This window comes from Bacillus massilinigeriensis (assembly GCF_900111815.1).
Taxonomy (GTDB): Bacteria; Bacillota; Bacilli; order Bacillales; family Cytobacillaceae; genus Mesobacillus_C; species Mesobacillus_C mediterraneensis.
Window position 1 is genome coordinate 20425 of record NZ_LT630014.1, and the last position, 26314, is coordinate 46738.

27 protein-coding genes are annotated in these 26314 nt (G+C 43.4%); 9 read left to right on the forward strand and 18 right to left on the reverse strand.

What is annotated here, in order from left to right; translation table 11 throughout:
* Positions 1 to 3 precede the first annotated feature (3 nt).
* Positions 4 to 603: a hypothetical protein gene (locus BQ5796_RS16025; RefSeq protein WP_071461382.1), complete on the reverse strand. Its 600-nt coding sequence runs from the start codon at positions 601 to 603 to the stop codon at positions 4 to 6.
* Between the two features lie 278 nt (positions 604 to 881).
* Entirely contained in the window at positions 882 to 1484 is a 603-nt protein-coding gene (locus BQ5796_RS16030) for a hypothetical protein (protein ID WP_071461383.1), read from the reverse strand.
* Between the two features lie 187 nt (positions 1485 to 1671).
* Here BQ5796_RS16030 and BQ5796_RS16035 point away from each other — a divergent pair, with 187 nt between their 5' ends.
* The 3 genes from BQ5796_RS16035 to BQ5796_RS16045 all read left to right on the forward strand — a co-directional run bounded on the left by BQ5796_RS16035 (position 1672) and on the right by BQ5796_RS16045 (position 2611).
* On the forward strand, positions 1672 to 1956 hold the full coding sequence (locus BQ5796_RS16035) for a hypothetical protein (protein WP_071461384.1): 285 nt from the start codon (positions 1672 to 1674) through the stop codon (positions 1954 to 1956).
* Positions 1929 to 2321 (forward strand): hypothetical protein, encoded by a 393-nt coding sequence (locus tag BQ5796_RS16040; RefSeq protein WP_071461385.1) that lies wholly within the window; start codon positions 1929 to 1931, stop codon positions 2319 to 2321. The genes BQ5796_RS16035 and BQ5796_RS16040 overlap by 28 nt, the downstream gene beginning before the upstream one ends.
* Before the next feature lie 65 nt (positions 2322 to 2386).
* Positions 2387 to 2611: a hypothetical protein gene (locus BQ5796_RS16045; RefSeq protein ID WP_071461386.1), complete on the forward strand. Its 225-nt coding sequence runs from the start codon at positions 2387 to 2389 to the stop codon at positions 2609 to 2611.
* Between the two features lie 92 nt (positions 2612 to 2703).
* Here the strand turns inward: BQ5796_RS16045 and BQ5796_RS16050 are convergent, their stop codons facing one another.
* The 5 genes from BQ5796_RS16050 to BQ5796_RS16060 all read right to left on the reverse strand — a co-directional run bounded on the left by BQ5796_RS16050 (position 2704) and on the right by BQ5796_RS16060 (position 5681).
* A complete protein-coding gene (locus tag BQ5796_RS16050) occupies positions 2704 to 3312 on the reverse strand; it encodes a hypothetical protein (RefSeq protein ID WP_071461387.1) in 609 nt (202 codons plus the stop codon).
* A gap of 293 nt (positions 3313 to 3605) precedes the next feature.
* The gene (locus BQ5796_RS16055; protein ID WP_159431011.1) at positions 3606 to 4847 is read right to left on the reverse strand and encodes a DUF5068 domain-containing protein; all 1242 of its coding nucleotides are present in this window, start codon (positions 4845 to 4847) and stop codon (positions 3606 to 3608) included.
* A 149-nt stretch (positions 4848 to 4996) separates the two neighbouring features.
* Positions 4997 to 5146: a YfhE family protein gene (locus tag BQ5796_RS17735; protein ID WP_083413195.1), complete on the reverse strand. Its 150-nt coding sequence runs from the start codon at positions 5144 to 5146 to the stop codon at positions 4997 to 4999.
* 62 nt (positions 5147 to 5208) lie between these two features.
* A complete protein-coding gene (locus tag BQ5796_RS18195; RefSeq protein ID WP_159431012.1) occupies positions 5209 to 5370 on the reverse strand; it encodes a hypothetical protein in 162 nt (53 codons plus the stop codon).
* On the reverse strand, positions 5367 to 5681 hold the full coding sequence (locus BQ5796_RS16060; protein WP_071461388.1) for a hypothetical protein: 315 nt from the start codon (positions 5679 to 5681) through the stop codon (positions 5367 to 5369). Before BQ5796_RS16060 ends, BQ5796_RS18195 begins: the two co-directional genes overlap by 4 nt.
* A gap of 439 nt (positions 5682 to 6120) precedes the next feature.
* Here BQ5796_RS16060 and BQ5796_RS18200 point away from each other — a divergent pair, with 439 nt between their 5' ends.
* The 5 genes from BQ5796_RS18200 (at position 6121) to BQ5796_RS18205 (ending at position 10433) form a co-directional block, all read left to right on the forward strand.
* A complete protein-coding gene (locus BQ5796_RS18200; RefSeq protein ID WP_159431013.1) occupies positions 6121 to 6276 on the forward strand; it encodes a hypothetical protein in 156 nt (51 codons plus the stop codon).
* 235 nt (positions 6277 to 6511) lie between these two features.
* On the forward strand, positions 6512 to 7762 hold the full coding sequence (dcuC, locus tag BQ5796_RS16065; protein WP_071461389.1) for a C4-dicarboxylate transporter DcuC: 1251 nt from the start codon (positions 6512 to 6514) through the stop codon (positions 7760 to 7762).
* A 27-nt stretch (positions 7763 to 7789) separates the two neighbouring features.
* A complete protein-coding gene (locus BQ5796_RS16070) occupies positions 7790 to 9100 on the forward strand; it encodes an amidohydrolase (protein WP_200792926.1) in 1311 nt (436 codons plus the stop codon).
* A 12-nt stretch (positions 9101 to 9112) separates the two neighbouring features.
* The gene (locus tag BQ5796_RS16075) at positions 9113 to 10234 is read left to right on the forward strand and encodes a M20/M25/M40 family metallo-hydrolase (protein ID WP_071461390.1); all 1122 of its coding nucleotides are present in this window, start codon (positions 9113 to 9115) and stop codon (positions 10232 to 10234) included.
* A gap of 55 nt (positions 10235 to 10289) precedes the next feature.
* Positions 10290 to 10433, forward strand: a complete 144-nt coding sequence (locus BQ5796_RS18205; protein WP_159431014.1) for a hypothetical protein — start codon at positions 10290 to 10292, stop codon at positions 10431 to 10433.
* Between the two features lie 22 nt (positions 10434 to 10455).
* On the opposite strand, the gene BQ5796_RS16080 is transcribed toward BQ5796_RS18205, so the two are convergent.
* From BQ5796_RS16080 to BQ5796_RS16105, 6 genes are all read right to left on the reverse strand, one after another.
* Positions 10456 to 10911 (reverse strand): GNAT family N-acetyltransferase, encoded by a 456-nt coding sequence (locus BQ5796_RS16080; protein ID WP_071461391.1) that lies wholly within the window; start codon positions 10909 to 10911, stop codon positions 10456 to 10458.
* Positions 10912 to 11192: 281 nt separating this feature from the next.
* Positions 11193 to 12368 (reverse strand): endonuclease, encoded by a 1176-nt coding sequence (locus tag BQ5796_RS16085; RefSeq protein ID WP_071461392.1) that lies wholly within the window; start codon positions 12366 to 12368, stop codon positions 11193 to 11195.
* A 514-nt stretch (positions 12369 to 12882) separates the two neighbouring features.
* The gene (locus BQ5796_RS16090) at positions 12883 to 13560 is read right to left on the reverse strand and encodes an IucA/IucC family C-terminal-domain containing protein (protein ID WP_071461393.1); all 678 of its coding nucleotides are present in this window, start codon (positions 13558 to 13560) and stop codon (positions 12883 to 12885) included.
* Positions 13550 to 14374, reverse strand: a complete 825-nt coding sequence (locus BQ5796_RS16095; RefSeq protein ID WP_071461394.1) for an ABC transporter ATP-binding protein — start codon at positions 14372 to 14374, stop codon at positions 13550 to 13552. The genes BQ5796_RS16090 and BQ5796_RS16095 overlap by 11 nt, the downstream gene beginning before the upstream one ends.
* A gap of 36 nt (positions 14375 to 14410) precedes the next feature.
* Positions 14411 to 15466 (reverse strand): FecCD family ABC transporter permease, encoded by a 1056-nt coding sequence (locus tag BQ5796_RS16100; protein WP_071461395.1) that lies wholly within the window; start codon positions 15464 to 15466, stop codon positions 14411 to 14413.
* On the reverse strand, positions 15463 to 16467 hold the full coding sequence (locus BQ5796_RS16105; protein ID WP_071461396.1) for a FecCD family ABC transporter permease: 1005 nt from the start codon (positions 16465 to 16467) through the stop codon (positions 15463 to 15465). The genes BQ5796_RS16100 and BQ5796_RS16105 overlap by 4 nt, the downstream gene beginning before the upstream one ends.
* Before the next feature lie 195 nt (positions 16468 to 16662).
* On the opposite strand from BQ5796_RS16105, the gene BQ5796_RS16110 reads away from it, so the two are divergent.
* Positions 16663 to 17643, forward strand: coding sequence for an ABC transporter substrate-binding protein (locus BQ5796_RS16110; RefSeq protein WP_071461397.1), 981 nt, complete (start codon positions 16663 to 16665; stop codon positions 17641 to 17643).
* A gap of 1408 nt (positions 17644 to 19051) precedes the next feature.
* Here the strand turns inward: BQ5796_RS16110 and BQ5796_RS16120 are convergent.
* The 5 genes from BQ5796_RS16120 to BQ5796_RS16140 all read right to left on the reverse strand — a co-directional run bounded on the left by BQ5796_RS16120 (position 19052) and on the right by BQ5796_RS16140 (position 26148).
* Positions 19052 to 20278 carry a type III PLP-dependent enzyme gene (locus BQ5796_RS16120; protein ID WP_071461420.1) on the reverse strand — a complete coding sequence of 409 codons (1227 nt, stop codon included), beginning with the start codon at positions 20276 to 20278 and terminating at the stop codon, positions 19052 to 19054.
* 17 nt (positions 20279 to 20295) lie between these two features.
* Positions 20296 to 21519 (reverse strand): MFS transporter, encoded by a 1224-nt coding sequence (locus BQ5796_RS16125; protein ID WP_083413197.1) that lies wholly within the window; start codon positions 21517 to 21519, stop codon positions 20296 to 20298.
* Between the two features lie 5 nt (positions 21520 to 21524).
* A complete protein-coding gene (locus tag BQ5796_RS16130) occupies positions 21525 to 23591 on the reverse strand; it encodes an IucA/IucC family protein (protein WP_071461399.1) in 2067 nt (688 codons plus the stop codon).
* A gap of 2 nt (positions 23592 to 23593) precedes the next feature.
* A complete protein-coding gene (locus BQ5796_RS16135) occupies positions 23594 to 25537 on the reverse strand; it encodes an IucA/IucC family protein (RefSeq protein ID WP_071461400.1) in 1944 nt (647 codons plus the stop codon).
* A 419-nt stretch (positions 25538 to 25956) separates the two neighbouring features.
* The gene (locus tag BQ5796_RS16140; RefSeq protein ID WP_071461401.1) at positions 25957 to 26148 is read right to left on the reverse strand and encodes a hypothetical protein; all 192 of its coding nucleotides are present in this window, start codon (positions 26146 to 26148) and stop codon (positions 25957 to 25959) included.
* Positions 26149 to 26314 lie beyond the last annotated feature (166 nt).

The window sequence follows — 26314 nt, forward strand, 5'->3', positions numbered from 1 at the left end:
AAGCTAATTTACAAATTCAACAGATTTTATTAGGCGCATTGCTTTTTCTTCAACCATCTTTTGATCTTTAAAGGGCTTGCTTGCATCTATACTAGTAGTTTTCATAATATAAAATATTGCTCTATTATCCTTATCATTCTGGACATAAGCAAAATATGAATAATAATCTTGACCTTCTATATTTTTCACTTTTTTTCCATAATAATACGTTTTTCCGTTTAGACTAAATTTCTCAAAATCTCCTTTATATCCCAAACGATTTGATATAATATTTAAATTAATATCTACATCTTTTGTTACTAATTGATCTTTGTATGTTATATCCCAATAAATAGATGTGTTTTCCGACTGTCGAGCTTCTCCAAAGTTAAAAGCTTCAAATTCATTCCCACTCTTTTCATAACCAATGGGTGAAATTTTAGCCCCTTTAGGAAATAACATTGTATACTTGCCAATATTTGAACTGAACAAATAATAATCTTCATCGATTTCCCTAGTAGAATCAACGAATTTACTAGTAAACTCTTCATCCGACATCATTCCTTTGGGACGATTACTCGCTTCTGAGCCATCCTTACCAGCATTACTCTCTGCCTTACCCATTCCACATCCCCCTAAGATGAGTATGATTAGTATTAATCCAAGCTGTATCGTTCGTTTCAATGCGAAAACTCCTCTCGAGAATTTCACGGCATACCACATTCAATTATTACCACATTTTGTAACACAATTGCAATATTGAGTAATGGTTTTCTTGATAACAGTTCTTATTACCTAGATTATTGTAATTCTCTATTCTAAACTAATAATAAGCACTCTATCCTGCATGCTTTAAATAAAGGGGTATTAATACATCCCTTGCTTTACACCTTTGAAATAAGTTAATTTATAAACTCAATCAATTTCATTAGCTTCAGCACTTCTTCCTCAACCGTTTTTTGAGCTTTAGAAGGTTTGTTTGAATCTTTAGCGCTACTAGTGATAGAAAAAGTGATTGCCTTATTATCACTGTCATTCATTATATAGGCAAAGTAAAAGTATCCATCTTCACCTTTGAAATTCTTAACTTTCTTACCATAATAGTATGTTTTCCCCTTGTGCTTAAATTCGGAATATTCCCCATCATACCCCATATGATCAGAGGTTATTTCTAGATTAACTTCAATATTTTCACTACCCGGTTTATCTATATAAATTATTTTCCCATTATTAAACACGTTTTTTTCTTTTCCCATATCTTCAGAGAAAAGTAGTTTTTCAAATTCCTTTCCATCTCGTCCATACCCAAACTGAGTAACTTTTATATTTTTTGGAAAGAGCATTGTAAAACCGCCTATTTGCGATTTCAACAAATAATACCCTTCCTCAACCTCTTTACCAGAATAAACAAATTTTCTAGTAAACTCTTCATCTGACACCATGCCTTTTGGTACATCACTCGTTTCCGACCCATCCTTACCAGAATTGCTCTCTGCCTTATTCATTCCACATCCCCCTAAGATGAGTACGATCAGTATTAGTCCTAGCTGTATAGTTCGTTTCAATGCGAAAACTCCTCTCGAGAATTTCACGGCATATTCCTGGATTAGTGTAATTCTCTATACCTAGATTGATAATAAGCACTAAAAAGAGCCACACCAGATTAAAAGAGTTTTTTGTAGTTTCATAGTTTTGATTCTTACTATTGGGCTTATAGGCCCTGAAGTCGGGAATGCTAATGCTATTCAAAATCATCCTGACAATAATGTTGATGTAATTGACTTTGCTAATGTTACGAATGACTCTGTACTATCTGAAGAATTACTTCAGATAGAGGAAGAAATAAATGTTTATTTAGAAGAAATACCATATACAGAATCAGATTATGAGAATATGAGTGAAGAAGAATTTGAGGAGGTTTATGCTAATACTTCGAGAGTGAAGAATTTTTGGAATTGGAAAGAGAACATGAATTAGTATTTAATGAGTTAGGTAGTAATCAATTAACAGTTACATCGAGGATTGCGCCAATTTTAATTCCTCTCGCTGCAGCTGCAGCGAGAGTAGCTTTACAAACTATTATAAAGCAGGGGACTAAGATAGCTACAAAACATCTTAAGAATAAACTAAAGTCTGCTGGTAAAAATTATAATTTGGAATGGAATGTGAAAAATAGTAAAGGTAAAATTACATCATTATTAAAAATAACTCATAAACCTTCGAAAACGCAGATTTTTCGTATAGATAATGGTAAGCTTGGCCTAAAACCAGTACAAACGATTGGTTTTGGCATTATCATATTGGCAGTAATTCAACAGCAATCACGCATCATTATTCATTGAGGTCAATTGTACCATCTAAGTATAAGCCATTAGCAAATACAACATTGTACTAAAAGGAGGAAACGATGAAAGTATATGATACACCGCTTTCAGGTTTTTTGATAAATGAATTAGTAGCTTATGAGAGCAATGAAAATGATAATCAAATGATTTACCAAATAAAAAAAGGGAATGTTCAAGTATTAGGCGAATTTAAGTCAGAGAAATATGATAGTGACATTGCATATATTATTTTTGCTAATGATGAAGTGATTTCTGTTGATAAGCAAATGGTAATATTAAAAGATTAAATAAAAAGCCCTTCTCATCGAGAGGGGCATTACATTTTCGCCATGGAAACATAATAAAGCTATTTTGATAGAATTTAGACATCACCTAACATCTAGTTGTTATAAAACTGGATTGACTTCATTATCAATTTTGCCTCTTCCTCCAGTAATGCCTGATCGACTTTACACTTACCTGTTGTTTTTTTACACATAGTCTCCATATAAAACCTAATCGCTTGATTACTGTTTACATTTTTTATAAAGCTAAAGTAGGTGTATACACTTTTTCCTTCAATATTAAATACCTCTTTGGCATAGTAGTAATTCTTATTATTGCATTGAAACTGATCATAGTCTTTTTTCTGATAACCTACACTATCAGAAAGTAAATTTAAATTTAATTCTTTATTTTGTGTACTGATACTATCTTCATATGTAACATCCCAAGAAAACATAAGATTCTCATTTATTCTTGTTTCTCCAAAATAAAGGGCTTCATAACCATTTCCATTTTTTTCATATCCTTTAGCTGATAATTTCGCGTTTTTGGGAAACAACATCTCATATCCCCCAGTTTTTGATTTAAATAAGTAATATCCGTCTTTGATTTGTTTTGGTGAATCCATGAATTTACGGGTAAATTCATCTTGAAGCGCAGTAGTTTTAGGCAAATTACTAGCCTCCCCGAATTCCTTACTGGCATTACTTTCTGCCTTATTCATTCCACATCCCCCTAAGATGAGTATGATCAGTATTAATCCTAGCTGTATAGTTTGTTTCAATGCGAAAACTCCTCTCAAGAATTTCACGGCATACTTGATTTTGTTAATACTTTTAGTCCTATATTTTTAATCCGATACCTTTCACATTCTGGCATTATTCAATTGTATACAAAGGACCCTGTAGAGCCATCCGTTAAGAGTAACTCTACAGGGTCTTGTTTAATTTTTTGAAATGGTAAAAGGATTTACAAAGTATAATATTGACCAACTAGGCCAACCCTTTAATTCTACTATTATCTTGGCAATGGGAAATTAACTTTTCCTTTAAATTGATCTTCGGTTCCTTGACCATTAAATGGCCCAAACTCTAGTTCAAACTTCTTAAGCAGGCCAAACTCATCTTTTCTAAACATGAAAACATAGTATTTTTCCACAGTTTCTCCTGCTGGTATTTCTTTTGGGTCTTGTGTTTCAGCCATCGAATCATTCCGGAGCGTACCTCGATTATCATCGAGTAGCAACTTAGCATCTACTCCAAACAAATCAATGTTTTCCTTAGACTTGTTTTCTAATTTAAGCTTTACCGTAAGGGCAGCAATTCCACTATCTCCAAAGTTCCTGAATCGTTCTTTCTGCAACTCAGTAGGAATTAATTCAGTATACTGAACGCCCTCTAACGTTACATTTACATCGCCAAGCTTTTTCGTTTCATTAATTCCTTCTTTTTCAAATATCATTTTTTTGTCGGCCATGTTTTCTGTTGTTAATCTATCTGGATAAAACTTCGGAGCATTAGCAGTTTCTTTAGCTTGTTCATCACTATATATGAAATCAACTAAAACCTCTTTGTGTTTACTGCTACCACTAAATTGATCGTTGTCCGCAGCTCCTCCATCTACAAGAAGTTTTGGTTTGACGGATTTCATAGATTCAAACTCTTCGTTCGTTAAAGTGAAGGAAATTAACCCTTCCTCTTTTTCTCCTGGTTCCCATTTACCACTTTCCGTCCCTTTAGGTTTAGGATATTCTTCTTTTACAAAAGATCTATTCAAATTATGCGAAAGGTAATCAGATGGTCCACCTAAGCGAATTTGAAGACCAGGAACATAGTACATTGGCTTCTTTAATGTGTTCTCAATCTTCATTTTTGCGATAATGACATACCCTTCATTTTGATCATCAAAAGCTATGTGAAAATCGTCGTTCATATCAGTTACTTTCACAATTTGATATTCGTTTACGCTAACTTTAAAACCATCCATATCCTTTAAATAGCCAACATCATTATTCGTATAAACAACCTCAACATTACCTTGGCTTTCCTTCGCAATGTTCGGAGTGAATACTTCGTTGCTTCCGGATGGCTTCTCGCTTTTTGCCTCTGTTTTTTCCGATTTCACCTTTGCTGGCTGCTCGGCTTTTTGCTTTGGCTCCGTTTTTTCCTTTGTACCTGATGCTTGTTCGTCATTTCCGCATGCGGACAGCATCATGGCCGCCGATAGGAAGACTGTTGATAAGATTTTTCCTTTTCCCACTGTTATTACCCCTTTGTTTCGTTTTGTCATACTTATCCATTATAAATGAAAATACTTCCTTTAAAAATATAAAAATGGTTAATTTTATATTTTTTAGAAGATAAAATCCAGTAACAAAAAAAATAGACGGGCAATTTCGCCCGTCATTCTTATCTTCCAGTTTTATTTACAGATTCCCTATGTTTTTCTTCAGCCTTTTCAGCTGCCTTGAAATCCCTTGCGTATAAGACCTCCTGGGTTGCGGATAATCCGCTTTGTCCTGATACGATGCCTCTTCCATTTGTAAGATTCTTATCCATAGTATCTCTCCTTTCTATTATAGAAATGAGCTGACACTATTCCTGTTCCCTTTTTCATTGTATTAAAACGTTAAAATGAGTCCAATGAACGGAACGATGAACATACTCTTGACGATGAGCGGCCCATATTCCCTGCTAATCATAATCACATTTGAAAACGAAGAGTAGAAGCGTGAGGGAAATGAAAAATAGTAGGATGAAAAGTCATTTCGCACAACTTTCATTCAAAACTTTCCTCCTTTTCTTTTGGTTGTAAGAGCATACTGGCAAGGGACACGACTTGAAGGATAGCTGGAGCTGTGTATAAGGCTCCGCCCCCGGCAAATCCAAGGATGAGGGAAATAGTAAGAAGAAGCGCTCCGAGAACGTAGCTTTTATCCACTGCGTTACCGCCCCATATTCCTACCGCACCGCCAATCACCCCAACGAACCAAATATTCCCGAAGTGGTAGGCATCAGCATTGATGGTGAACAGATGGGCACCCAGCGCAACGAAGATACCAAGAATACCAGCGATGATCAGCGTGTTTTTCATTTTTCCTCGCTCCTTTTTCTTCGCGTAATTCCGTTTTTAACACAATAGAGTGAATCCGTACAATTTTCATTCCTAAAAAGAAAGACGGTTCAGCGGCTAATAAGTTCCGGAAAAATCGCTTAAATTTTTCCAGCAGAAAAACCTCCAATAATAGTGATATTCCACTAAATGAAGGCTTTGAACCGTCTTTATTTTTTTAGCAGTCCGCTGCAAACATTTTCGCCTTGAAAGCAGCATTGACGCGAACTGTTCCAGACAGAAGGTTCCTTGTTGGATGGCCGGAAATATTGCAAAATTATACTTTCACTTCATGTGCTTTTTACAATCTGCCTAAATCTATCACTTCATTTAAAATATTGCCGAATGCCAAGCAAAGAGTGATAATAATAAAGATATTATTTTCCATTTTTAGTTACATCTAGTGTCGGAGGCTGATATAATGATGAAATTTTTCTTTTTCCTCTCCGCTTTTTCAGTGCTAGCAATCCCTTTATTAAATAAAGTGGATAAAGCGTGGATTGGAATGTTTATTGCAATCGTATCTTTCTTTCTTGCCTTATTTTTTAGTAAACCGCGGTTTACGAAAGGAAAGTAACCAGTTCTATTCTTTTCGCTTCTCTTGCCGATTGCCTTCTTTCAAGGGAAGCGGATTTTCAAATTAAACTAAATATGAAAACTTATGGAACAATTAAACTTTTTTCATGTAAATTCATTATTTGAACACAGATTCCCTGTATCTCTCGAATTATACTTTTCTTAAATAGAGTGTAATCGCAGCTAAGCGCTCTATAATCTAAAAATTTAGATTTTTCCGAGAAAGGGTGAATCTCATGTTTTTAACCATCTTAGGAACTGCAGTAATTGTTGGAGCTATTTATTTTTTAATCAAGCGGAAAGAGGCAAGAATGGTACTTTTTGCAGCTGGTCTCGTTATGGCGACCATTGCTGGAAAACCGATGGATGCATTTACAGCTTTCACAGAAAGAATGTCAACCGCAGGGCTGATTGAAGCTATTTTGTCCGTTATGGGCTTTGCGTTTGTGATGAAATACACAAAGTGTGACCAGCATTTAGTTAAACTCGTTGCTGGAGGTTTGAAAAAAGTGAATTTATTCCTTATCCCCGGAGCAACGCTTGCAACATTTGCGATTAATATTGCGCTTCCAAGTGCAGCCGGTGCTGCTGCTGCTGTCGGTGCCATTCTCATTCCAGTGCTGATGGGAGCTGGCGTATCCCCTGCGATTGCTGCCTCCGCTGTCATGGCCGGGACTTTCGGCAGCAACTTGAATGTGGGCAGCGCCCATAACCCATTCATTGCAGAAATTGCGAAAGTGACAGCAATGGATGTGGTGAAAGTCCACGCATTTGCGCACGTTTTATCTGTTGTTATTATCGCTATTTCTCTTACTGTCGTTGCCAAGCTTTTAAAAGAAACAAAAGGATTCGAATACTTGCCAGAAGGCAAACAAGAAGAATCAAAGCTGAATTTCCTTTATGCTCTAATGCCTGTTATACCACTTGTTATTCTAGTCCTTGGATCCACTATTCTTCCAAAAATCATGATGAGCGTTCCGGCAGCAATGCTTATTGGTGTCATTCTCACATTGGTTGTTACTCGTTGTAACCCTTCCGAAGTGACAAAATCATTCTTCGATGGAATGGGTAAAGCATATGGAGACATCATGGGTATCATCGTTTCTGCAGCTGTTTTTGTTGGCGGTATGACTGCGATTGGCCTTGTAGATGCCTTTACTGATGCAATGGTCAGCTCTCCAAGTATCGCAAAGTTTGCCGCAACCTTCGGGCCATTCCTTCTGGCTGTCATCACAGGTTCCGGCGACGCAGCTACTTTTGCATTCAATGAGGCTGTGACTCCTTTTGCACAGCAATTCGGTGTAGAACAAGTAAACATGGGCAGCATCGCACTCCTGAGCGGTGCACTTGGAAGGACGATGTCTCCAATTGCCGGCGCAGCAATTGTCTGTGCAGGTATCGCAAAGGTAAACCCAATGGAACTAACGAAACGGAATGCACCAGGCATCATCATCGCTACAATTGTCTCCATGTTTGTTCTATTATAATAGAGAGAGAAACAGGAGGATTCGCTAATGCTGAACAAAGAAATCTTGGAGAAAATCAAAAAATTAGAGCCAAAGCTAGTGGAATATAGGCGCGACTTTCATACTTATCCTGAGCCTGCCTGGAAGGAATTCCGGACAACTTCCATCATCGCAGAAAAACTGTTGGAGCTTGGCTACTCCGTTAAAATGGGACATGAAGTCATTAAAGAAAGCGAAATGATGGGCGTCCCTGGAGCGGCAGAACTGGAAAAGCATATGGTGCAGGCAATTGGTCAAGGCGCGAACCATAAGCTTGTGGAAAAAATGGCCGGCGGACTGACCGGCGCTGTAGCAGAACTGCATTGCGGTGACGGACCTACGATTGCCCTTCGCTTTGATATTGACAGCAATGATATCGAAGAATCGAAAGAGGAAAGCCATAGGCCTTACCGCGAGGGCTTTTCCTCGAAAAACAGCAAAGCGATGCATGCATGCGGCCATGATGGCCATGCAGCGATCGGTCTCGGTATCGCCGAAATCCTTGCAGGCATGAAGGATCAGTTAAAAGGCACCATCCGCCTTATTTTTCAGCCAGGGGAAGAAGGCGTGCGCGGTGCGAGAGCGATGGTTGCCGCAGGGGTAGCGGACGGAGTGGACTACATCATCGGTGGCCATATCGGATTCAAAGCTGCCCATACTGGAGATTTCATTTGCGGTACAGGTAAATTCCTTGCAACAACAAAGCTCGATGCAACCTTCAAAGGAGTTCCTGCACATGCAGGCGCTGCGCCGCAGGAAGGAAAGAACGCACTTCTTGCCGCAGCTGCAGCTTCGCTGAACCTTCACGCCATTTCAAGGCACGGTGACGGTGCTTCGAGAATCAATGTCGGTGTCATGGAAGCAGGTCAAGGACGGAATATCCTTCCTCCTAACGCCACCATCAAGCTGGAGACACGCGGTGAAAACAGCGAAATCGATGAGTATATGGTGAAAGAATCAAAACGTGTGATCGAAGCGGCTGCCAAAATGTACGATGTCGATTACCACATCGAAACAGTCGGCGGCACGAAGAGCGGGGAAAGCAGCATGGAAATGGTCCGCATGCTGAAAGGCATCGCGGAAAGCATGCCGCAGTTCACGAATGTCACCGAGTATACGAACTTCGGGGCAGCAGAAGATTATTCTCACTTTATGAGCGTCGTCCAGGAAAACGGCGGTCTCGGCACCTATTACATGCTTGGCGCGGACCGTGCAGCCGGCCACCATGATGATCATTTTGATTTTGACGAGTCTGTTCTCGCGACAGGCGTAGAAGTGAACATTCGAGCGGTTTTGAACATCCTTTCTAACAACGAATAATAGGAGGCAGTTATGATTAATCAGGAACGTTTAATCGAAAAATTCATTGAATTGGTTAAAATCGACTCCGAAACAGGGCATGAAGCAGACATTGCCCGCTTTCTTAAAGAGGAGTTTGCATCCCTTGGCTTAAAGGTAGAAGAGGACGCATCAATGGAGAAAACAGGTCATGGTGCGAACAATCTTGTTTGCACTTTGTCTGCCAATAAGGAAGGAATCGACCCAATCTACTTCACTTCCCATATGGACACAGTCGTTCCAGGAAAAGGAATCAAACCAGAGATTCGCGACGGTTTCCTTTATTCGGACGGTACCACGATTCTTGGATCAGACGATAAGGCCGGCCTCGCCGCCATCATCGAAACCTTAAAGGTGCTGAAAGAATACGATTTACCGCATGGTCAAATCCAGTTTGTGATTACGGCAGGAGAAGAATCCGGTCTCGTTGGAGCAAAAGCGCTTGATCATACATTGCTAGATGCGAAGTATGGTTTTGCTATCGACAGCCACGGTCCCGTCGGTGACGTCATGGTTGCGGCACCGTCAAGAGCAAAGCTTAAAGCAACACTTTATGGAAAAACGGCTCATGCAGGCGTTGCACCGGAAAAAGGAATCAATGCCATCGAGATTGCTGCCGCAGCAATCACAAAAATGCCGCTTGGCCGAATCGACGAGGACACAACAGCCAATCTTGGAAAAATCGAAGGCGGCCGCCAACTCAACGTCGTTTGCGACGAAGTGATTGTCCTCGCTGAGGCAAGGTCGCTGATCAACGAGAAGCTCCAGGAACAGCTTGGAAAAATGAAAGCAGCATTCGAAACAGCTGCAAGCGAGATGGGCGGCAGGGCGGATATCGAAGTCGAAATCCTCTATCCTGGATTCAAGTTTTCCACTGAAGACGAAGTCGTTAAAATCGCGCAAAAAGCAGCTGCACGAATCGGCCGGCCATGCCGACTCCAGCAGAGCGGCGGCGGCAGTGATGCCAACGTCATTTCCGGCTACGGCATCCCAACTGTCAACCTTGCAGTAGGATATGAAGAAATCCATACGACAGCAGAACGAATTTCCATTGAGGAACTAACCAGAATCACCGAAATGGTATTGGCTGTCATCGCCGAAACTGTCAACCAATAAGAAACGGCCTGCAACCTTCGCGGTTGCAGGCCTTTTATATGGAAGAGGAGTCATTATGGTTGTGGTTAGGGTCATTTGCGGGCTTAAGAAATGGTCCTCCACCTTGCAGCCTTCACCGCCTTCCCGATTTCTGCTGAAAAGCGATTGGTGTGTTTATGAATCAGGTGTACGGCTTGCTAGAAAAAAGACAACCTTTTAAAGTGGCCTCCGATCAAGTACTACTATTTCAATTTCATTTTTAATCCTTCATGTGTTGCCTTGAAACCTAACCGTTCGTAAAATCGCAAAGCATCCGGCCGCGCTTTATCTGTTGTCAGCTGAATTAAATGACATCCTCGTTCTCTAGCCCGATCGATCGCCCACTTCATTAATTCCGATCCGATTCCCTGCCCGCGAACGGAGGATGCAGTCCTTACACCTTCTATTGTCGCTCTCCACCCGCCCTGATGCGTTAAGTAAGGAGTGAACGTGATCTGCTGCATCCCAATGATTTCATTACCTTGGCAAGCTACAACCAATTCATTATGCGGGTCCTTACTAATTGCCTCAAATGCTCTCCGGTAACATTCCGGAAGCGGCAGCTCAAATCGTTCCCTCTTCTTCCCTAGAACATCATCCGCTAACATTTCCACCATTTTTTCCAAATCTTTTTCTTCTGCAAGTCTAAATTGAACCATTAGGAATCTTCCTCCTCTCTCCTTTTTTTAAAAAAATACTACAAAGGATGTGTGGATACCTTCTTTTTTGAAGTTATCTATCTTCCTTTTGGAATTGTTTATATTGCTCACCCGGCGCGGGCACCTTTTCTATTTTCCAAATGAACCCTTTTATTGTCCGTTTCTGCTATTTTATTTCCGACCTGTTTATAGTCCAAAAAAAATGTTTTATTTTCTTTTCCTTTTTTCCATATGACAATAACAAGTAGAAAGCCCCTCTTCTTCAAGAGGAGCCTTGCTTTTTATTGCCAAATTGCCGATACCCACTCTGGGTGGTCAATAAATGGATTGCGGTTATGCTGATATTTGGAGTAGATAATCTCGTTCCGGTTCCGTTCAAAATTGTCGACAGGATCTTCCTGATGCCATTTTAACAGCGTTGATAGCTTCCCATGAAATGGTGCAGTGCTGTTGTTAACCTGGCTGTTCAGTTCAAGGTCCAGTTCTCCACTGTCTCCTTCATAGCGGACATCCATATAGAACAGCATCCTCGCCACGTCACCCTTGACGCTGTCTCGCGGCTCCCAAGAGTCAGAATCGTAGTAATTCCCGGTTGCCTCCGAATGCTGTTTGCCACCTTCATCAAAGTCGAGGTTGCTTCGCGAGCTGTTGACACTCGCATCTGTTGGCCTTAGATGATGCAAATCAGTGCCCGCTCCCATCGTCGTTCCGAAGTCTCCATGCGACTTTGCCCATACATGTTCGCGATTCCAATTATCCACTCCGGAACCATTCGTATATTTTCCTTGCGAGCGTCCTGTATATAGAAGAATCACGTTGCTGCGATTATTCGGGTCTTCATCTGTCGCCCGAAGCGCGTCCCATACAGCGCTATACGAAAGAGCTGTATGGTCATCGATAATGTTGTGAAGAGCAGTTTTTAATGCATCTCCAGTTTTGCCCTTAGCAGGATCATAATAACTATCGACGGGAGCAGGTGAACCTGGGTCTGGCTCTGTTGGCGGAGGTGTGGTTTCCCCAACTGTTTCAAAAGCAGTGGCATTTTTCATACCTGCGTGAGAGTAATAGGCAGTCAGCGCACCGGTTACCTTCAAGTTTTTTCCCATAAGAGAACGATTGCTTTGCAGGCCATATGTTTGGCGGAAAGACGCAGGAACCTGGACGTACAGCATGTTTGCGGTGTTCTTTTCTGTTGGGCTGTCCGCCAAGGCGATCGCATAATCATTCGGGAACCCGCCCGTAACAACTGTTGTGGTGCCTGTCGGCTGGCCGACCACATATCCTTGGACTGTTTTAACAGTATTATTTTGGCTGTTTACCGCCTGAGATACGGTAAAAGGCGAAGACCATGTTCCGGTCCCGACAGCAGCCTTCGTAAATATAGATTGAAGAGGCTGGAAAAGCAACAGGATGGCAGCAAGACAAAAGAAGGACAACAACAGTGATTTTCTTTTCAAGAGATTTCCTCCTCATGTAATAAGTTTCGTTCCTATCATAATTCCTTTTTGTAAAAAACAATCAGGTAAAATGTAATAATTTTCTTACATTATAAATTATATTTTTACTGCCGTATTGTGTTGTCCCATGCTCTTTAATATCGGCTACGCTGACGGCATCGTACCTGTGAGGTGACTGCTTTTACATATTCACCCTCATATGGATCTCATCGCATAGCTACTGTAGATAAATCCTCGATTACCGTAGATATTCGAGCATTTACCGTTGATAAATTGCCGATTACCGGTAGATAAACCTTGGTTTACCGAGGATAACCTTTTTTAGAAGTCGACGAACATCTAAGAAAAGCATCATGTAATCGGTTACAAACACACTTTTTTCGAAAATTAACCCTAACTCATAAAAAAATGTTTCTTTTCCCCCAAAAAACAAAGCAAAAAAGACAATTTTAAGGGGTTGGGCGCAAACTCAGCATGCTGTGAACCTTCACGAAGCGATCTAGCCGCTAGCCTACTATCCCCTGCAGGCCAGCGGACATATTGTGCAGAAAGCCTGCTTTTTCCCAAGCTGATAGGAGAGGCAGCATGTTTTTCTGCTTCCTCTGCCAGCTTCTTCCCCTATCACCTCAACCATGAGATAATGAAAATCTTCTTTTACCCGAGCATGTGATTTGCTATCTAATACCTTCTCATACAGCCAGGAAATATAAACCGCAATATTTTCCCACAGTATCTCTCTTGAAACTTTTGCAGCTTTTCCTACTGCATTTACTACAGGTGTGACCATTCCTTCGAGCAAATAATGGACAGCCTTTTTTCGCCATTCCTCCCGATCACCGCCCTGGAACGGAATAGCTTCTATGTCCTGCACACAAAACTCCGGCAGCCAGTTGCTGTCTTCATGATTTGTGACCATTCCAATTGCATCCAAGGAAAGCAGCAATTTTTTATCCCATACCGTCAGGGCGTACAGATAGCCTACCGCCACAAACGCAAAGCGCTTCACGAAAACAGAAGCGGCGACCTTCAGGCTAGGTGCCTGAATTTCCTGCCTGACACTTTCAAGAAATGACCGGCATGCTTCCGCATTTCGGAAAATCCCGCCAATTCCTGACGCATATCTAGTGTTGGCTAGTGCAAAACGAAAGCGTCCCAGCTCTGCAACTTCTCCTTCTGTCAACTTAACGGCCATTCGCAGACGCCACCTTTGAAAAAATGGATCTCCCTTTGCCATACGGAATGCAGAGCGGGGTGCCAAACAGCGGGTCGGTGGAAACTTGGCACTCCAGTCCAAAAACATGCTTGACGAGAGAAGCATCAATCACCTCTTCAGGACTTCCTTGAGCAAAAATATTCTGGTCTTTAATTGCAACGATATGGTGGGCATATCTGCAGGCAAGGTTTAAATCGTGCAGCACCATGACAATGGTCCGCCCCTCTTGTTCGTTCAGTTCAAACAGCAAATCCAAAACTTCAATCTGGTGGGTCATATCCAAATAAGTCGTTGGCTCATCCAAAAGAATAATATTCGTATCCTGCGCTAGCGTCATGGCAATCCATGCCCGCTGACGCTGCCCTCCCGACAACGAATCCACTTCACGATCCTCGAGACCCTCAAGCCCTGTCGCCTTCAGCGCAGCCTCTACTTTCGCCTGATCTTTCGAGGACCATTGCTTCAGCCATGACTGGTGCGGATATCTTCCCTGTTTGACTAGCTGAAGGACGGTTAATCCTTCTGGAGAAACGGGAGACTGAGGTAAAATAGCCATTTTCCTCGCCACCTCTTTCGTGGTCATGCTGGAAATGGCTGCTCCATCCAGAAGAACGGACCCCGAACTTGGCTTTAAAAGGCGTGCGATTGAGCGTAGCAGCGTCGATTTACCGCACCCATTTCCGCCGATAAAAACAGTGATTTCTCCTTTTGGAATCGCAAGATCCAGTTCCTTTATGATGGTTGCATCTCCATAGGATAACGTCAGCTTCTTCAATTCGACAGCCTTGTTCATGTTACTCCCACCTCTTTTGAATTGTTGCATGTATTTTTAAGCACTGCGGGTTTTGTACAGCAAATAAATAAAATATGGGGCGCCAATCGCTGCAGTAAAAACGCCTGCTGGTATTTCCAACGGGGAAAACAGCATTCTCCCTGCCAAATCAGCAGTCATCACCATGATTCCGCCAAGGAAAGCAGAAGCCGGCAGCAGCGCGCTGAAGGCCGGGCTGACAAGCCTTCTAGCCATATGCGGCGCCATCAGTCCAACAAAGCCAATTCCCCCTGCAAAGGCAACCGCACCTGCAATCAGTCCCGTGCTCAACAGCAGCAGAATGAATCGGTTCTTTTGTACGTGCTCCCCTAGCCCTGTTGCCACATCATCACCAAGTTCCTGAACATTGATGTTTCTCGCAAAGACAAATGCCAGTAAAAGAAAGAGAAGCGTCCAAGGCGCCAGCATCGCGACACTTTGCCATGTGGCCCCTGATACAGTCCCGATAATCCATATATTCGCCTGGCTCGTTTGATAAATTGGGCCAAGAACCATCATGAAAGTAGTCAATGCCTTCATTAATGACATGATGCCAATACCAATCAGGACAAGGCGAATCGGTGTAACCCCATCCTTCCAGGCGAGCAAGTAAACTAGAAAAGCAATAACTGTTGCACCAATGAAAGCAGCGAGCGGCAGCCACTGAATACTCACCGTCAGGGAATGATTATTATCGCTGAAAATTGCTAAAAACATGATGACAAAAACGGAAGCTCCACCAGTTATCCCAAGCATATCGGGAGAGGCGAGCGGATTCCGGATCATCCCTTGGAGAATCGCCCCAGCAGCTGCAAGTGCCATCCCAGCAAGCAACGCTACCAGCACTCTTGGAAGACGGAACATGGTGACGACAAGGCGATCGCTCTCCTCCCCTCCGCCAATCAATGCTTTCACAACGTTTAACGGGTGTATTTTCATTTCTCCCATGGCTGTGCTCGTGACGAGTACCACGCTTACTGCAAGAAAAAGAAAAACACAGACAGTGACTGCACGCTGATCCAGTAAAAAAGATATTTTTTCATTCAATAAACGAATGGTTTTATTTTTTTTCATCGCTTATTGAACCCCTTCCTGGCAATGCAGATAAAAAACGGCGTGCCGATCAGGGCGGTCAAGACACCAACTGGAACTTCCCGCGGCATCAAAATATATCGCGATACAATATCCGCAGCTACCAGCAGGATACCGCCGAGCAGCGCGGAAAAAGGAATGTTCCAGCGATGATCGGTTCCTGCTATAAACCTCGCTAAATGCGGAATGATAATCCCGATAAAGCCTATGGGTCCAGCCACTGCAACCGCCCCTCCCGACAGCAGGATAATGACAATCCCTGTTCCAGCCTTCAACAGGCCAGTATTGACTCCAAGACCTTTCGCAACATCTTCTCCCATCGCGAGCACATTCAATTTACTTGCAAGCAGCAAGGACGCAAGCCAGCCAACCGCGAGGTATGGGAAAACAGCCGTCAGATTTTCCAGCTTCCTTCCTGCAACAGAGCCGGCAAGCCAAAAAAGCACTTCCTCCAGCAGTGCCTCACTGAAGACAAGGATTCCTTGGGTAATAGAAGCAAACATTGCAGCCATAGCTGCTCCAGCAAGCGTCAGCTTCATTGGCGTAAGGCCTTCCCTGCCGAGCGACCCGATCACATAAACCGTGATGGCAGCAAAAGCTGCTCCTAAGAAAGATATCCATGTAAAAAGCTGCATGCTTGCTGCTCCGGCAAAACTGACGGCAATGACAACAGCAGCTCCCGCTCCAGCATTGATGCCGAGTATATCTGGAGAGGCGAGTGGATTTTTGGTCAATGTCTGTATCAGCACCCCAGCCACCGCAAGGCTAGCCCCAACGGCAGCCGCAATCATAGAGCGCGGTAGCCTTACTGACTCGATGACAATATGTTCATTCGATCCATTGAAATGGGTGAATGCCTCCATTACTGTCTTCCAGCTTGTTTCAGTATATCCATAGACCATGCTGGCTGCCATCAATGCGAGCAGAGCAAGCATTGCAGCCGCAAGGCCGAACCATTTTTGCATACTATTTTTAAAAAGCATATCGTTACCTTCCAAAGTACCTTTTTCTTCTTACAAGTCTATTAATATAGTGATGGCGTGTCAATGACTTTGATAATCATTTTCAATTATTGTTCATTATTTTTCATATCCTTATTGACTTAAGAAACTGTTCATACTACTATCTTAGTAGTAACTGATAATGATTATCACAATCAACAAGGAGGATTTTAAACAATGCAAAGCTTGAAAAGGATGTTCATGGTGATTTCTGTCTTAGCCCTCTTCATGTTGGCAGCATGCGGGAACAACGCTGAGAAAACATCATCCGATAAAAATAAGAAAGACGGCGGTTATTCTGTTGAGCATGCAATGGGAACCGAAAAACTGGACAAGAAGCCGAAAAGAGTAGTCGTTCTTACGAATGAAGGAACAGAAGCGCTGCTTGCACTCGGAATCAAGCCTGTCGGTGCTGTTCAGTCTTGGCTTGGGAACCCATGGTATGACCATATTACAGATGATATGAAAGATGTTAAAGTCGTTGGGACCGAAAGTGAGGTAAACCTTGAGGCGATTGCTGCCTTGAAACCTGATCTAATCATTGGCAACAAGCTTCGCCAAGAAGCACAGTATGACAAACTGAAGGCAATCGCACCAACTGTTTTCTCGGAAACACTGAGAGGAGACTGGAAAGAAAACTTCTCCCTTTATGCGAAAGCGGTGAACGAAGAGGAAAAAGGAAAAAAAGTAATCAGCGATTTTGACGCACATGTAAGTGAAGTAAGGAAAAATCTCGGTGATAAGGTGAACCAGGAAGTTTCTGTCGTTCGTTTTATGGCAGGAACCACACGTATCTACTATACTGACTCTTTCTCTGGAGTCATTTTCGAACAGCTTGGATTAAAGCATCCAAAAGCACAAAAAGAATTGTTTACTGCAGACAACAAACTTGGCAATCTTGCGATTGAAGTCGGCAAAGAAGCGACACCAAAAATGGATGGCGATGTGATTTTCTACTTTACATACGCTCCTGATGGTGACAAAGAAGCAATGAACACTGCAAAAGAGTGGACAACCGACCCGCTGTGGAAAAACTTAAACGCTGTGAAAAACGGCAAAGCATACGAAGTAAGCGATGCAACCTGGAACACGGCAGGCGGCGTGCTTGCTGCAAACATCATGCTTGATGATCTTGAGAAGCTAATGATGGGAAAGTAAGTTAAGAAAATCCCCAGCAAGTTTGCTTGCTGGGGATTTTTATTGCACCTAGCAGGGTTTTGGATAGTTGTGGAAAGTCATGCAGTATGCGGTTTTACATTATTATCCTCATATGGTTGTAATCGCCTAGCTACTGTAGATAAATCGGTGATTACCGTAGATATATGATCATTTACCGTTGATAAATTGCCGATTACCGTTGATAAATGGAGAGTTACCGTAGATATCCAAAATAAAGCGGGATCCAATCAGAGCTAAGCTAGATGTGTAATCGGTTACAGAAGCTCTCTATTCCAAAAAGTTAGACTCCCTCATCGAAATCCTACCCTTTCTCCTCAAAAAACCAATCAAAATGACCATTTTTAAGGGTTTGAGGGCGGGATAGGGTGTTGCGGAAAGTCATGCAGCATGCGGTTTTACATCATTATCCTCCTATGGTTGCAACCGCCTAGCTACTGTAGATAAATCGGTGATTACCGTAGATATATGATTATTTACCGTTGATAAATTGCCGATTACCGTAGATAAATGGAGAGTTACCGTTGATATCCAAAATAGAGCGGTATTCAATCAGAGCTAAGCTAGATGTGTAATCGGTTACAGAAGCTCTCTATTCCAAAAAGTTAGACTCCCTCATCGAAATCCTACCCTTTCTCCTCAAAAAACCAATCAAAATGACCATTTTTAAGGGTTTGAGGGCGGGATAGGGTGTTGCGGAAAGTCATGCAGTATGCGGTTTTACATCATTATCCTCCTATGGTTGCAACCGCCTAGCTACTGTAGATAAATCGGTGATTACCGTAGATATATGATCATTTACCGTTGATAAATTGCCGATTACCGTTGATAAATGGAGAGTTACCGTAGATATCCAAAATAAAGCGGGATCCAATCANTCTCATCGAAATCTTACCCTTTCTCCTCAAAAAACCAATCAAAATGACCATTTTTAAGGGTTTGAGGGCGGGATAGGGTGTTGTGGAATGACCATTTTTAAGGGTTTGAGGGCGGGATAGGGTGTTGTGGAAAGTCATGCAGTATGCGGTTTTACATCATTATCCTCCTATGGTTGCAACCGCCTAGCTACTGTAGATAAATCGGTGATTACCGTAGATATATGATCATTTACCGTTGATAAATTGCCGATTACCGTTGATAAATGGAGAGTTACCGTAGATATCCAAAATAAAGCGGGATCCAATCAGAGCTAAGCTAGATGTGTAATCGATTACAGAAGCTCTCTATTCCAAAAAGTTAGACTCCCTCATCGAAATCCTACCCTTTCTCCTCAAAAAACCAATCAAAATGACCATTTTTAAGGGTTTGGCCGGAGATTTTTGTGTAGAAATCACCCCCCCCACGTTGTTATCAAAAAAAATCCCATTACTAGAATGGGCGCAATCGACATTTATATTTTTGCCAAGCGTTTCTCTTCTTCCACAATCAAACCGCTCGACGACGCTAAGTATACAAACTCCGGATGGGGATGGCTGAGGAAATCATGATGGGAGATTGTCCAGCCGTATGCCCCCGCGTAATGGAACAGCAGGATGTCCCCTGCCCTTAGTCGCGTCACGTGTACATCCCGCGCCAAAATATCGTTTGGGGTACAAAGCTCCCCTGCGAGCACAACGCTCTTATTTTTGATTTCCGGCCGCTCAAAAGGATACTCCCAATCTTCCACCGACACTATTGTAAAAGGATGGTTGTGCTTCCATGCTGCGGGCAGCCGCAAGTGATGGCTGCCGCCGCGCAGAATGCAAAAATGCTTCCCATGGTTTTCTTTTATATCAAGAATTTCTGCTGCATAGTAGCCGCAGGAAGCGGTGAGATACCTGCCGCACTCGAAAATCACCTTCCATCCTGTTTCTTTGTTTCTCTCCAATACTTTCTCAAGGAGCTCCATGAAAACTTCCCAATCAAACTGCCGGTCAGCATCCACGTACGAAATGCCGATGCCACCGCCAACATTTAAATAGGAAATATGAAGATTCCATTCCTTTGCCCAATTTTTCCCCAGCTCAAAACAATTCGCGACAAACTCAGCATGTGCAGCGGCATCAAGATTATTGGACATCGCATGAAAATGAAAGCCTTGAAGCTGCAAATTCGGCAACCTTTCTACAAATTCAATTGCCTTAGGAATCTGTTTTTCTTCAATCCCGAATTGCGTCGGAACACCAGCCATTTTCAGCTCTGCATCTGGAACGGCATTCTCCAAATTCACACGGAGCATCACTTCAGCATTTCTCCCCTCCTTCTCCGCAACATACTGAAGCAGCCTTAATTCCTGAAAACTTTCGGCATGGAATAGAGCCACATCAAGCTTTAACGCCCCCTCCAATTCGTCTCTTGTTTTTCCCGGACCGCCAAATAGAATAGGAACGTTCGCATCTACGCTGCGGATTTTTTCAATTTCTCCAAGAGATGCCGCTTCGAAGCCATGCACAATAGGAAGCAGCTCCTTTAAAATAATACGATCTGGATTTGCTTTTATCGCATAAAACAGGCTGCAGCTGCCGGGAAGCCCATCCACTAATTTTCCTGTGTGGCGACGAAGTTCCTCCAAATCGTAGCAATAGGCGCAAAACGGCTTATCGCTTTGCTGCTTCAATTTCTGAATTGTTTTTTCCATACAAAATGGTTCTCCCTTCATATCCTCCAAATTTGTGGTCTTCGCACCACCACTAAAAGGGTTGCCGCAATGCAGCCGCCGCCCATCCATACTCCTGCCCAGAAAACTCCTGCAAATGATGCGACAGCACCAATGAGAAGCGCCCCAAGCGGGATGAAGCCCCTGTCCATCAAGGCAATGCTCAATATCCTGCCGCGCAGCCTGTCCGGAACTTGCAGCTGGATAGAAATGCGGCTCAGCGTTCTGTACACCTGACTTGTCAAGCCTGCCAAAAACAAGGCGAACGCTGCAACCATCACACTATCCACAATAATAAACAGCAGCAGCGATAAGCCGAAACCTAGAATCGAGTAGATAAGCACTTTCCCGACTTCCTTCATTTCTCTTCCAGCAGAAAGATAGAGGCTGCCGAGCAGTGCACCCGCAGACGATACCGATAGAAGCAAGCCAACCCCTTCTGACCCAAGCTGGAGAAGATCTCTTGCAAACAGCGGCAGCATCGTCGTGTATGGAAACCCGAAAACCATTGGTACGATTGCTAACAGGAGCAATGACTGCACTGCAGGGGTGCTTTTCACATATTCTGAAGCTTCCCGGATTGGCGCTTGCACTTTTTTAGGCATAATTTTTTCCTGTAATGGAACGGACCGAAGCAGCAGCAGGGAAAAGATGACGGCAAGCGTGCCCCAAGCATTGCAATAGAACAGCACATCGAGCTCCAAGAATCCAAGCAGAATTCCTGCCAATGCCGGTCCCATCATCCGCGAAAGGTGAATGGCCGTTGTATTGATGGCAATCGCGCTTGTTAACGATGAAACAGGGACAAGACATGGGAAGAATGCATTCCGGATGGGCGAATCCATTGCCGCAAGCACGGCTCTTAATGTCACAATGATGAAAAATAATCCGAAAAGCTGCTGGCTTTCTATCACATATGCAAGACAAAAAGTTAATAGCATCATGCCAGTCTGAATCATCAGCAGCAGCTTTCTTCTGTCAAACCTGTCAGCCAAAACGCCTGCCGGGATGCTCAGCAAGAATACAGGGACTAGACGGCACGCATTTACGAGCCCAAGGTAAAACGGTGAATCTGTCATTTGGAGAACCGCCCAATTCAATGCAACCAAATCCATCCAGTCTCCTGTCCTTGTCACCATGCTTCCTGCCATGAAAATCCGAAACCTTCTTGAATGAAGGGCAAACCGCTGCTCGCTGCCTTGCTGCATTTTTACTGCTTCCATCGGTCTCAGCCATCCTCCATGGAAAATGCATGAAGCGGGTTAGGAACAACAGTGTAGCTGTATCCTTTGCCTTCTGAATCAAGCCGCATCCTCGTCAGCGCTTTATGATCCGTGTTTGCCTGATACAGCGCCTCTCTATCCTGCCTTGCATTTTTTGTGAAAGCAGGATTCTCTTCCAATCTATCAAACACTTCTTGGCACAAGCGATCGACTTCCCTCCATAACTCCTTTTCATCAAGTCCAAATCCTTTGCAGAGCTGCAGGATGAACTCGCCGCAATGGTTTTGGAACACGGTATAAAACAGTTTGTTATGCATTTCTTTCAAGTTTTCCGTTAACGTAAGGGACCCGGGGTAGAATGTGGCAGCAAAGCCCTGCTCCTCTAAGCGTGCTCGGAAAATCCGCGCACCGCCCCAATCGCGGAAAAGCATCCGCTGAGGCTGGCCATTTTTGAATACCATGACGCTATTTTGCAAATGCCCTTCCAGCCCGATGCCATATTTAATCATCAAGGTAAGGAAACCTGGCAAAGTAATTTTCATATACTCCGAGAAAAATAGAAACGCAGCCTCTGCGGCGGAATCCACCTTGTTTGTCTTTGCGAAGCCTTCTACGAGTTCTGCCATAATCGTTTTTCCCGTGACAGGAGACTCTGCAAAAAGCGAGCTTCCCACAACAGCAAGCTCATCGCGGCTGATAAAATGTGCGACATTTTCACGGACAACAGCAGACAAATTTCTGTTCTTTAGCTCAGCAGCTGCTTCACTTTCCTCTGCTTTAAAATGAAAGCCCCCGCATTCTAAGACTGGGATGAAAGTGTTCTTCAATGCTTCTTCCTTCCTTATCACTTTTGTGATCATCCTGCTGAATACGGCTGCATTATTTGCTGTATTCGGAGAAATCGACCTTACAGTGGAAGTCATTTGGCTGTTCACTGCCATTTTTAACGCGAAAGATGCTGCCTTTCCGTTTTGCAAAGGAACGGCAGTCCTGAATGATGATGTTGCTCCGCAATCAACCGTTGCTTCTTTCACGATGACGACCTTCCTTTGCTGAAGCTCTTCCCGATAAAGAACCGGTATCGTTTTTTCCAGCTGCCAAGGATGTACGGGAACAAACACATATTCCTCCATGTCGTGCCCAAGCCTCTGACATACCTGTTCTGCGGCCGAACGCAAGGCAGGAAACACATCAAAAAGAAGGGCATTAGGATTTTTTTCTGACTCATCCAGTGTGGACCATTCCGCATACTCCTTATGTATTCCAACAAAACCAATTGGAGTCAACCCAGCAAACTCCGGTGCATACTGAAGCACGTCCTTCGGCTCCATGCCAAGCTTCGTTTTCGCGCAAGGATGAAGATTATGTCCTTCAATGGAAAGCTGTTCAAAAAACAGGCTTGAGTCAAAGGAAGAGTCTCTCCGTTGCCGTGCCACGGCCCAGTCGACAGAACTGTTGACCCCAAGGTTTGCTGCCTCTTCCTTGATCTGCTTTTTCCGCTCCTGCCAAAAAGCATACGCCATTGAAAGATTCGCACTGCCATTGGCCAATTCTTCAAGAAGGATATCCCATGATAATTCCGAATCTTTCGTACGTAAAAGTTCAATCAACAGCGCTGGATGGTCAAGCCTCTTCACACCGGATTTGCTAATATATAACACATCTCCCTCCAGTTCCACACGGTTGAACGCATACGTCCCGCCTATCGGAAAAGCGAGGCATTCTTTTTCACATAGCGGATACAGCTTATAAATCCTCCCCTCTTCCAATGGATGTCCTGAAAGCATCTTCATCACTGATTGCCAGTATTCATCGATGGCGGGAACATTTAAAACGTGGATGTTCCCGGAAATATACAGCTCGGCAGATTCGGATGATAGACCAAGAATATCCTCTCGGAGCATCGACGCTGCAAGCCGGCGCATAATCCCCTTCCTCCCTTTTTCAATCGCAGCTAAAAAGCGGGATGCCATGTTAGGGTGTTCTTTTTTAAGAAAATCGAGCGTTTTGATTTCGTCCTCATATAAATGGAGGGCTGATTTTGCTTTTATCATTGTCATCGTTGTGCTCATTATTATTCTCCTTTCCATTGCGCTAAAGGATTGGGGACCTTGGAATACGGATAAACGGTGGAGCTTCCTTGCAGGCGCATCAGTGTCAGCGCCTTCAAATCGGTGAGGTGCTGAAAAATTGCCTCTTCATCTTCGATTGCCTGGCTTCGAATAGCCTCGTCCTGCTTTAACTCTGCAAAGACGGCTTGAATAACGGCTGCTACCTGCCTCCAAAGTACGTTTTCTTCCAAGTCTATTTCCCTCGTGATACAAGCGATGAGTTCGGCAAAGTGGTTTTGCAGGACAGCATACGAAAAAATATTTCTCAATGCTGTTTCGTCCTCTGTTGCAATCGCAGAACCAGGATGGAGCGAAATCTCATCACCAGCTTTTTTCAGCCGCGGCAGCATAACGCGTATGCCGCCGAAGTCCCTTAGAAGAATGCGGACGGGCTCGCCGTTGTTAAAAATAGATATGCTATTTTGCATATGGCCCTCAAGACTGATACCGTAGCGCACCATCAAAGTGATAAAGCCGGGTAAACTCCTTTCGGCATATTTAGTGATAAAAGCAACCGCTGCAACAGAGAGGTCCGCTATTTTGCGATGGCTGGCCAGCTCCTCAATCAGTTCACAGGTGATTGTTTTTCCACTGATCGGTGATACTGCTAAAAGCGAGGCTGCTGCCATCGGGATTTCTTTCCCTCTTTTCACATATTTCTCGGGGTTTTCCCGCAAGATAGCAGCAAGATTCGCCTGAAGGTTCCAACGTTTCTCTTCCGAAAGATGAGCGGGAGGTTGATAATAGCTCCCCGCCTCTTCGGCAAGGACAATAAATCTGCCATCAAAGCGATTTTCTTTTTTCTGTATTTTGTTCAAGATTCTTGAAAGGGCTGGACCATTTTCAACAGAGTTCGGTGATACAAGCCGCACAGCGCTCGTTGTTTGTATATTCACCGCTGTCTTAATATGATGCGGAAGTTTCCCGCCTGCCGGCACAGGTGACAGCGAACGGAAAGATACGAGTGCTTTTGCTGGAATAGTGATACCATGAATCGGGATAATATCCCCTGCTCCCAGTGCTTCCCTATACATGGCGCCGATGGTATGCTTCATTTGCCAAGGATGAAGCGGAATCAGTTCGTAGTCCTTGAGATCCTTTCCTTTCCCAGCTAAAAATTTTTCAACATCCAGTGCGAGACCTCCGTATTCGTTGTACAACAACTCGGTTACAGTAGTGCTTCCAGCGGACACTGTCCTGCAGCAGTCTTTGGCAACAGCAGCCAGCGCAATTTCAGGAGATCCTCCCCATTCAGGCGAGTACTGTATCACTTCGCCGACATCGAGGCCAAACTTCGTCTTCGCTCCAGGGTGCAGCGGGTGCCCCTCCACGACCGTTTGCTCATAGTAGGCTAGCGGACTGAATGCTGGATCCTTTTCAGCTTCCTTGCGTACAAAGGCCAACGATGTCTTGTAACGTTCCATTTTCCTCTTGCTTTTTCGATATGCAGCACCTGCCAATGCAAGGGCAAGATTAGCCGTCCCGTTCGCAATTTCCTGACGAAAGCGCTGGAATCGCACTTCGGGGGTATCTTGCAGTACTCCCTCTTGCCGCAAAAGGTCGAGCAATTCAACAGGATGGATCAGCTCCTTCTTATGCTGTAATTCTGTTACGATGATCCTTCCCTCGATATCGAATCTTCCAAAGGAAAATTTTTGTTTTATGCTAACCTGCAATTCCTTGTCGTCCGCTAACTTGATAGAAAGCTCTTTTCCCTCCCATAAAACATCCTCTTCTTTTACAATCCGCTCTCGCACCAAGCCCTGCAGCAGCCGCTGCATAATTCCTCTTCTTCCATCCGCAAGGCATTTCAGAAAAACTCCCTCCAGTTCAGGCTTGTGTTCCGCTATGTATGACAAAGTCCTCGCTTCTTCTTCCTCTAAAAAAACTTCCTCGGCAATGACCATCTTTCCACCCCTGTTTCGATATTTTATGAAATTGATAATCATTATCATTAAAAAACTTCGTCTCTTATGTTATTTGATAATGATTATCAATGTCAAATAACTTTTGGCCTAAAAAGGAAAAAAGCACCCTACTTGGTGCTTTTGGTCTAAATGAGCTATTCATATATATAAAAAGCAGAGCTCTAAAACGCTCTGCTGCAATGATGCCTCTGACGGGATTCGAACCCGCACTCCTTTCGTAAGCATAGGCTAGGGGAGAACACGCTTCCCTACGGATTTTCACCGACAGGAATTCCACCTGTCTCAGCTTATTTGCTTTTCGGTGCTTCTGAAACCCTTGCCTTGCGACCCGGTTCTACCATGTTTTCCGGCGCTCTTCCCTCCTAGAGCTACAGAGGCATTTTAGTAAAATACTCCTCTTAATCTCCATCACTCATTAAATATTTGCTGTATTCTTCCTGTGTTAAATACCTGCGTCCATCACAAACCTGGCATTCAATGAACGAATCATACATTCCCGTACCATCGCACTCGGGGCAAATATAACTATCATTAGGTATATTATATGGCTTCCCTGAAAGAAAAGACTTAATCCTTCCCTTTATATCCATCTAAAGACCACCTGTCTTTACTTAGTTGTAACAATTAGACGGTTTTACTATGAAGGAAGTTTCACATTTTTGTTAGATTGTAACAATTTTTGCCAGGAAAATATTAGTAGTTTCCAATGGGCATTTGGATAGGGAGAAAAAATCAAGTTGTACTTAGGAAGTTGAA